Source organism: Pseudomonas sp. PA-7-1E (genome assembly GCF_021605325.1).
GTDB classification, from domain to species: Bacteria; Pseudomonadota; Gammaproteobacteria; order Pseudomonadales; family Pseudomonadaceae; genus Aquipseudomonas; species Aquipseudomonas fluorescens_BV.
Map to the genome: position 1 here is coordinate 26,146 of NZ_WKFA01000060.1, position 8,980 is coordinate 35,125.

Genomic DNA, 8,980 nt, shown 5'->3' on the forward strand with positions numbered 1-8,980 from the left:
ACGCGTGGAATCAGAAGTCCCAGCGCGTGCTGACCATCACATTACGTGGCTCACCGTAGGCGGCCGAGTTATAGAAGCCCACGTTGGTGTAGTAAGACTTGTCGAAGATGTTGTTGAAGTTGACGGTAGCCGACAGGTTCTTGGTGACCTGGTAGCGGGTCATCAAGTCCACCAGCCAGTAGGACTCCTGGGTGATGTCCTGGTTTTTCTCAAGTGGCCCGTTCCAGATCTCGTTCCAACCTTTGGTCTGCCAGCGTAAACCGCCACCGATGGTGAACTTGTCCAGGTCGCCCTTGAGTTTGTAGGTGGTGTTCAGGTTGACCTGATGCTCGGGTTCGAAGGTAGAGAGTTTCTTGTCGTCTTCGTCTCGTACGATCTTGTGGGTGTAGCCACCTTGAAGTTGCCAGCCTGGGCTCAACTCACCGGAAATTTCCGCTTCGTAGCCTTTGGTGACGGCCTTGGAGCTCTTGAACGCCCAGTTGTTCGGGGCAGGTGTCTGGTTGTTGTAGGCGTCATCCGAGATGGGGCGATTAGTCTCATGCACTTCGAAGTAAGCGATGCTGGTGTTGAGGCGGCCATCGAAAAACTCGCCTTTCAGGCCCAACTCGTAGTTCTGCCCTTCGTCTGGCTCCAGCAGCTTCTCGTTACGGTCCTTATAGGTGCTTTCCTGAGGTTGGAAAATATCGGTGTAGCTGGCGTATACCGAGAAGTTGTCGTTGAGGTCGTAGATCACACCGGCGTAAGGAATGAACCGCCCGGTTTCCTTGTAGGAAGGGTTGTTGCCAGTCACGTGATAGTTGGCCACGCGCCCACCCAGGATCACGTTCAGGTCGTCAATCACGTTGAAACGCGCGGTCAGGTAATACCCGGTTTGACGGATAGTGTCGTCGATGTGCTGTTGGGCAGGGCCGTAAATAGGCTTGGCGATATGGCCGTTCCAGTTATAGAAATCGACCTTGTTACCGCCAGGCCATTCCGGCGACCAGTACCCCTTGCCTTGCCAGCGTGAGGTGCCGATCGAGCCGCCCACCACCAGTTCATGCTCGCGGCCAAACAGGCTGAAAGGGCCGGTGGCGTAGAGGTCGGCCGAGGTGCTCTTGGTCTCGCCGGTGTATTTCTGCCCGTTGATCTCAGCGGTGCCATCTGCTGCCGGCTGGACGAATTGGATCGAACCCAGATCGGCGTGGTAGCCGTTGATCTTGTGGTCGAGCTGGAATTTGGTCACCCAGCCGTCGCCCAGGTCATGCTCGAGCATGGCAAAGGCGGTACGCGTGTTTTGCTCCCACGAGCTCCAGGTGGTGCCGTTGTTGTAGGAGCGCGGCATTTTGTTGATGCTGCCATTGGAGTTGACCAGCGGGAAGGAGCCGGACCAACTGGAACCCTGTGGAATGTTGTCCTGGTAATCGAAGCCCACCGTCAGCATGGTATCGGGAGACAGGTCGAACTCGGTGATGCCGTAGTAGGTTTCGGTCTTGCGTGAGTAGTGGTCCATAAAGGACTTCTTGTCCTGATACGCAGCCACCGCACGGCCACGGATATTGCCGCTGTCGGTCAAGGGGCCACTGACATCCACTTCGCTGCGGTAGTTGTCCCAGGAACCCGCCCCCAATTGCACATGGCCCTTGAATTGCGCGGTTGGCTTCTTGCGGATCAAGTTGATGGTCGCACCCAGGGAACCGGCACCGTTGAGCAGGCCGGTAGCGCCCTTGAGGACTTCAACACGGTCGTAGATCGCCATGTCGCTCAGGGTGTTGCCCGCCGAATAACCGACGTTACGCACAGTCGATGGAATACCGTCGTACTGGAAACTATTGACCGAAAAACCACGGGAATAGTAGTTGGTGCGGTCGGAGTCGTAGGCGGAAACGGTGATGCCCGGCGTATGGCGCATCACGTCATCCATGTTGTTGAGGCCAAAATCCTCGATGTGCTGGCGAGTCACCACGGTGATCGACTGCGGAGTTTGCCGTGGGGTCAACGTCAAACGTGTAGCCGTGGCAATCGTGCCAGGCGTGTAGGAACCAGAACCTTCGGTGACGTTGCCCAAGTAGTTGGCGGTCACTTGCGTCGGGCTCAGCTCCAGCCCGCCACCGCTGCCAGCAGCAGTGACGGTCAAGGTATTGCCATTGAGGTTATAGGTGGTCTGGCTACCGGCCAGCAATGCAGCTATGGCTTGCTGCGGCTGCATCTTGCCCTTGACGGCGGGGCTGTTCTTGCCCTGCACATCGCCCGGGCTGTAGAGCACTTGCACATTGGTCTGGCGGCCAAATTCCTGCAGTGCGCTCCCCAGCGACTGCGCAGGAATATTCAACTCGATCTCCTGGGCCTGCACATAGCCTGCAATCGGCATCGACACAGCCAACGCCAAGGCACTGGGCAAGAGGTTGATGTTCAGGGCCCGGCGCATGGATAGCGCTTTGCTCAGGGGGCTGAGACCGAGTCGTGCTGGCATGGATGCTTTCTCTTCTATGTTTTAAGTGGGCAATTCTAAGTGTTTATTGAGGTTAGTTCTCATTACCACTAGTGAGACGTTCCTACTTCGCAAAACCGGAAAAAATTATTCCGGTATTTCATGCAGGCTCCATCTCATGCACCACCTGACCGGCACGCAGGCGCACCAGATGATCGGCGATGTCGAAATAACGATCATCGTGGCTGATCACGATGATGGTCTTGCCCAGGCGTTTGAGGTCCGGCAGCAGCTCGGTGTAGAAGATGCGGCGGAAGGCCGGGTCCTGGTCGGCGGCCCACTCGTCGAACACCAGTACCGGGCGCTCTTCCAGCCAGGCATTGACCAGGGCCAGGCGCTTGCGTTGGCCGGTGGACAGATCAGTGGTGCTGAACACGCCGTCCTTGACGCTGACCTTGTGCGCAATTTCCAGGCGCTCAAGGTATTTGGTGGCGCTGTCCAGGGACTGGGTGGCGCTGCCTTGTACCAGGTCATCGAACAAGTAATAGTCAGAAAACACCGTGGTGAACAACTGGCGATAATCGTCGCGCTCTGGGTCGGTCACCGCTGTACCGTTGAGCAGGATCTCACCCGCCTGAGGTGGATACAGGCCCAGCAGCAGCTTGATCAGGGTGGTCTTGCCGCTACCATTCTCGCCCACGACAAACACGATATCGCCTTGCTTGATGCTCAGGTTGATCGGCCCCAGGTGGAACGGTTGGCTGCCTTCAACCGCTGGCGGGCTGTAGCTGACGCCGCGCAGTTCAAGGCTGTTGACCACAGGCTTCGGCGCTTCACTGTCGTCCATCAACAAGTGGGGCTCGGGCGAAGAAAAACGTTCCGACAGTTCGCTGATGCGCCCGAAGGCAATCTTCGCCTTGCCAACCACGGGCAAGTAACCCAGCAGGTGCTCCAACGGGCCTTTCATATACAGCAGTACCAGCACGAAGCCGGTAATCACCGTGGGGTCGGGGTTGGGGTTGTAGGCCTGCATCGCCAGGGCCAGGCCGATGACCACGAAGAACAGCATCGAGCCAAAGGTCTTGGCCAGGATATAGATGTTGACTGAACGCACCTGGATATCGCTGATGCGGTCTGCGGTTTCCTGGATGCGGTGGGTGTTCATGCGAAACCGCCGCGGACGGTGCATGCGCAGTTCCTTGGCTCCCGAAGCAATCGCATTGTAGTAACGCTGCAATTCATCTTCGTGGCTGCGGGCCAGATCGAAGCCCTGGATGCCTTTGCCGCCCGCGATGAATTGCACGGCGCTGCCGATGATGATTGCGACCACCATCATCAGGAACATCGGCACGGACAGGTAAGCCAGGTAACCCAGGCATCCCAGGGTAACGGTGGCGGCGATGGCCAGGGGCGTGAAGGCAAAGGAAAAGTCGCTGATGGTGTCCACGTCGTGGGTCAGCACCGGGATCAGGCGGTGAGAGCGATATTGCTCGATCTGCCCGATGGGCGCTGACAGCACCTTTTCACCCAGGTCCTTGCGCAGGGCGGCAATGATCCGTTGCCCGACGTAGTTGGTGCCGATGTCGGAAATGATCGAGCTGACCAGCGCCACCACGCACAACGCGGCGAAGGTCAACACCACACCCTGAGTCATACCCCCCGCCGAATGCAGGGCATTGTTAATCGTCGCCAACAGCAAGGTAATGGCCAGGCCGCCCGCCATGCCAAGGGCGACGGAGACCGTCACGATGGTGCGAAAGGGCCTGAGCAATGCGAGCAAACCTTTGAAGGCGCCGCGCTTGGGGTCGGTCATAAATACTTCCCGGAAAGTGAAAAGAGGGGGCTGGGCACACAGACCCTTACCCATGACAAACGAAGCTGTGGCGTGACTATTTAGCGCGGCGTGCCGGACGGTGGCAGTGAGCGATAAATTGCCCGGGGCCTGGTTCGTTCTTGTTCTGTAGGCGCACGTGTATCAATGCCGTGCGTGGCCCTTTGAGCGAGAGCGAAACACATGACGAAAAAGAACCTGGTGTATGTCTGGTCCCTGAGAAATGCCGCCGCCGACAAGGCGGGGCAGCCGGTGGCCTATAAAGACCACGAGCGCTATATGAAATCGGTGCTGGAGTTTCTGGTGGGCTCGCTCAACGACACGTCGCTGGGCGAGGCTTACAGCCTCGTAGGCGTGGTGTATGACGACGATGAGCACAACCCGCGGGACCAGCAGTTGGTGGCGGACTACGGCTTCGCCTACCAGCCGGGTCGCCAGTGGCTGTACCCGGCGGACTTGCGTGTGCAGGGCACGTTGGTCAACGACCTGCTGCTCAGCGTGCCGTCGACCTATCGTCGCCTGCCACGAGGCAGCGCCGAACATGTCGCCGGCAAGCAGGATTTCGAGCGTCGCCTGCATGACACCCTGGTGGAGTTGAAGGCTGACATCGTGGTGCTGGATGGTTTGCTGGTGATCCTCGACGAACTGGTGCGCCCGGGTGCGACGTTTGCGCGGCGCATCATGAACATTCATCCGGGCATCACCCGTCTCGAGTCGCCTTACGAGCGCCGTGGGGCGTACGCCACCTGGAATGCGCTGTACGGCGCACGTGGGCAGGCGATCACCGACTGGGCAACCAAAGCGACTCAGGCGTGCGAGCCGTTGTATTGGACCGGTGCGTCATTCCACTACGTGGATAACGGCATCGACTCGGGAGAGGTGTTCCACGACGTGCTCAAGACCCAGATTTCGCCCGAAGACACCATCCTTGAGTTGCGCTGGAACAACTTCAACAACAGCCTGTTCCCGGCGCTGCATGAAGGCCTGGAGCTGTTGGCCAAACAAGGCTGAACATGCGGGCGCGAACCCTGTAGGAGCGAGCTTGCTCGCGAAAAACGTCAACGATGACGCGTGCTTCCTGAATACACGCGGCGTTTATGAGTTTTTCGCGAGCAAGAACTAGGCGTCCCCCTCGCTCCTACAAGGTATTAGAGCTCGCGCACGACCCGAAAGCCGATCCAGTCCCCGCGCGTCTGCGGGTAGATGTTGTTGCGATTGCCCGAGCGTGAAAACACCGGCGCCTCGCCCCAGTCATTGCCGCGAATCTGGTAGGCCTCGCAGTTGGGCTCCACCCAGGCGCTGCCATCAGTTGGCGCGCCGACGTAGTTCGGATGCTCGCAATCAGCCACCCGCTCATACACATTGCCGTGCATGTCATACATGCCAAAGGCATTCGGGGGGTAGCTGCCCACGGGCGACGAATAGCTGTAGCCGTCCGCCGGGCCGTAGGTGTTGGCGTGCTGGGCGATGCTGTAGCCCTTGCCTTCGTCGAACGGGAAGGGGAACGGGCCGGTGGTGCCGGCGCGGGCGGCGTATTCACGCTGGGCTTCGCTGACCATCTGGTACGTGTGCCCGGTCTTCTTCGACAGCCAGCTCACGTACTGCTTGATGTCGTCCATGTCCATGCACACCGCCGGCTGCCGTGGCCCCTGGGGATAGCGCGGCTTGCTGGCGATGCATTCGCGGCCGGGGCGGTCGTCGCCATTGGCGATCTTGACCCCGGTCTGGCGCACGTAGCTGTCCCATTCGCCGGCGGTGACATGGAAGCGGCTCATGGCGAACGGCTTGGCGAAGGTCACCTCGTGCATCGGGCCTTCGTCAGGCTCGCGGCCCACTTCGTCGTCCGGCGTACCCATGGTGAAGGTGCCGGCGGGAAGCACCACCATTTCCGGGCAGTCCTTGCAGTCTTTGAAGACCTTGCCCGGTTGTGGGGCAGCGGCCTGGGCCAGGCCGGGCAGCAGGGCGCCGCACAGGGCGGTGAGTGCCAATGCGGTGAGCGGTTTGAGTCGGGATGGCATCATGGAGGCGTCTCGTTCAAAGGGAAAAGGGGTCATAACCGCTGGCTCAGCAGGGTCATGAAGCGCTGGATCTCATCGGAGTTGTTAAGCAGGCCCGGCGAGGTGCGAATCACCGGGCCAACGTCACGGTCCACCGCGTCCACCACCACGCGGTTTTTCATCAGGTAGGCCGCAACGGCATCGCTGTCCCGGTTCTTGATCCGAAAGAAGGTGAATCCGGCTGACAGCTCGGGGCTGCGCGGTGTCACCAGTTCGATCTGCGGGTGGGCCAGCAGTTGGTCCTTGAGTTCGGTGTTGAGGGCATGGATGCGTGCCTGCACCGGCGCCTTGCCCAGTTGCAGGTGCAGCTTGAAGGCTTCGTCGGCGGCCCAGCGATGTTCGAAGGCGTGATAGCCGCCGGGCGTCATGGTCGTGGCGAAGTTTTTGTCTTCGGAGAAGGTCGGAATCATCGGTGTGACGAATTTGTTTTCGGTCTCGCGGGCGCACACCAGGCCGGTGCCCCGCGGGCCGAACATCCACTTGTGGGTGCCAGCGATGAAGAAGTCGCAGTGCATAGCGGGGAAGTCGAGGTCTTCCACGCCGAAGCCATGCACACCATCGACGATATAAAGCAGGCGGTCCGGCTCGTCGCGGTTGCGGTTGTGTTCGTCCACCAGCTTGCCGATCTCACCGATGGGCAGTTTTACGCCGCTGCCGGATTGCACCCAGGTCATGCCCAGCACGCGGGTGTTGGGGCGAATGTTGCGTTGGATGTTGCCCAGCACTTCATCGGCCGAGACCTGATTGGGGTTTTTGAACAGGCGTATCTTGCGAACCTGGGTGTGCTCCTTGCGTACCCGGAAGTCCAGGCTGAACGCGGTGGCGTAATGCTCATGCACCGTGGTGAGGATTTCCTGGTCGGCGCGCACCTTGATCCCGCCATAGATCATCGCCAGCCCTTCGGACGTGCTACCGGTCAGGGCGATCTGCGCTGGCGTGGCGTTCAGGTAGCGGCCGGCCCACTCGCGTACCTGGCCCTCACGCTTCCAGGTTTCCTGCAGGTCCCAGTCCATGGCCAGGCCAGGGTTGCGGTCGATCTGTTGGCGGTAGCGTTCGATGGCCTCGCGCACGGGCCTGGGGTGCGAGGCCACCAGAAAGTTGGAAAAGTGCAGGTAATTGGGGTCCTGGTTGAACAGTTGCTTCAATCCCGTCCATGGGTCGTTCGTAACAGCGGCTACTGCCTGAGGCAGCAACGCGGTGCCCAGCGGCAGGCTCGCGGCAAAGACGCCGGCCTGCTTGAGAAATGTACGGCGGTCGGTCATGGACTTACTTCGTGGTGGTTAGCGATTGGCCAATGGCTTGGCGGCTTTTTGTACTTGGTCCCACACCCGCAGGAAGTTGCCTCCCCACAGCTTGGCGATATCGGCTTCGGAGTAGCCGCGCTGGATCAGTTCGGCAGTGACGTTGCGCACCTCGCCGACGTTCTCCCAGCCCTGGAGGCCGCCGCCGTCGTTGAAGTCCGAGGCAATGCCGACATGATCGATGCCGATCTTGCGCACGGTGTAGTCGATGGCGTCGCCCAGGTCCTTGAGGGTGGCCTTGGGTTCTTCCTCGAGAATGCCGTACAGCGCGCTGGCGTATTGGCCGAAGCGTTGCTCGGGCCAGGCGGCAATGATTGCATCGCCGGGCATCAGGGCCATGGCCAGGTTGGGCAGTGGCGGCAGGTCGAAGCGTGCGCGCAAGGTATTGAGCTTGTCCTGGGTCGGCTGGCTCAAGGGGCGCAGGTAGGTGGGGAAACCCACCACTTGCACCACGCCGCCGCTGTTCTTGATCAGTTGCAGCTCCTTGTCGCTGAGGTTGCGCGGGATGTCCACCGATGCCCGTGGCGCCGAGTGGGACGCCACCATCGGCGTGCGGCTCAACTGCGCGACTTGCTCCAGGGCCTTGGTCGACATCTGCGACACGTCGATGATCACCCCCAGGTCATTGAGGCGATGCACCGCTTGCTGGCCGATAGGCGACAGGCCCTCGAGGGCATCGGTGGAGTCATTGAAGAACGGCAGCGGGCGCGACGAGTCGGACCAGGCGTTATTGCCGATGTAGCTGAACCCGAACATGCGCATGCCGCGTGCGGCCCACAAGTCCAGCTGGTTGAGGTCATTGCCCAAGGGGTAGGCGTTGAGCATGCTGATAAAAATCGCGAACTTGCCTTCGCCGTGCAGGCGGCGCATATCGTCCGGTGTGTAGGCAATGCCCACCTGGTTGGGAAAGTCACGCACCATGCCGGAGATGATCTTGTAGCGCACTTCCTGCTCGTGCCGGGCCTCTTCGACAAAACCGTCGGTGGGCTTGTGTGGGGCGTTGGCGCCGTTCCAGATTTCCGGCCAGCCGAAGATCGTCAGCGCGGCGCCCGACAATCGGCCGCGGGCGGCCTTGGCCAGGTCGAACTGGCCGCTGCCATCCTTGTCGGCCTCGTTGCCCGCCGTGCCGAAATCCAGGGGCAGGGTGATGTGGCTGTCGAACGACAACAGGCGATCCTGCATTTCATTGGCCTGCTTGATCACCTCCAGCGGGTAGCCGGCGTTGCCCTTGAACCACTGATCCCAGACCAGCAAGCCAGCCCCGGCGCCGATAGCGAGGGCCAGCGGCAGGCCGATATACAGCGCCTTTTTCGAACGTGATTTTGTCATTGCCATCTCAGTCAGTTGAGGCCTTTGCTATCAGGGAAGAACGAGCGATGAC

General features: G+C 60.3%; 6 protein-coding genes. 1 reads left to right on the plus strand and 5 read right to left on the minus strand.

Annotated elements, in window-relative coordinates; genetic code table 11:
• Positions 1-10: 10 nt before the first annotated feature.
• Together GIW79_RS25100 and GIW79_RS25105 are read right to left on the minus strand one after the other, a co-directional pair.
• Entirely contained in the window at positions 11-2,452 is a 2,442-nt protein-coding gene (locus GIW79_RS25100) for a TonB-dependent siderophore receptor (protein WP_236455201.1), read from the minus strand.
• Between the two features lie 118 nt (positions 2,453-2,570).
• Positions 2,571-4,223 carry a cyclic peptide export ABC transporter gene (locus GIW79_RS25105; RefSeq protein ID WP_034127740.1) on the minus strand — a complete coding sequence of 551 codons (1,653 nt, stop codon included), beginning with the start codon at positions 4,221-4,223 and terminating at the stop codon, positions 2,571-2,573.
• Positions 4,224-4,424: 201 nt separating this feature from the next.
• Here GIW79_RS25105 and GIW79_RS25110 point away from each other — a divergent pair, with 201 nt between their 5' ends.
• Positions 4,425-5,252 (plus strand): formyltransferase family protein, encoded by an 828-nt coding sequence (locus tag GIW79_RS25110; protein ID WP_236455199.1) that lies wholly within the window; start codon positions 4,425-4,427, stop codon positions 5,250-5,252.
• A gap of 137 nt (positions 5,253-5,389) precedes the next feature.
• On the opposite strand, the gene pvdO is transcribed toward GIW79_RS25110, so the two are convergent.
• From pvdO to pvdM, 3 genes are read right to left on the minus strand one after another with little or no spacing between them, the layout of a single operon-like run.
• Positions 5,390-6,262, minus strand: coding sequence for a dihydropyoverdine dehydrogenase (pvdO, locus tag GIW79_RS25115; RefSeq protein ID WP_034127738.1), 873 nt, complete (start codon positions 6,260-6,262; stop codon positions 5,390-5,392).
• 29 nt (positions 6,263-6,291) lie between these two features.
• The gene (gene pvdN, locus GIW79_RS25120; RefSeq protein WP_236455197.1) at positions 6,292-7,560 is read right to left on the minus strand and encodes a pyoverdine-tailoring periplasmic protein PvdN; all 1,269 of its coding nucleotides are present in this window, start codon (positions 7,558-7,560) and stop codon (positions 6,292-6,294) included.
• A gap of 18 nt (positions 7,561-7,578) precedes the next feature.
• The gene (gene pvdM, locus GIW79_RS25125) at positions 7,579-8,928 is read right to left on the minus strand and encodes a pyoverdine-tailoring dipeptidase-like protein PvdM (protein WP_054897060.1); all 1,350 of its coding nucleotides are present in this window, start codon (positions 8,926-8,928) and stop codon (positions 7,579-7,581) included.
• Between the last annotated feature and the right edge of the window lie 52 nt (positions 8,929-8,980).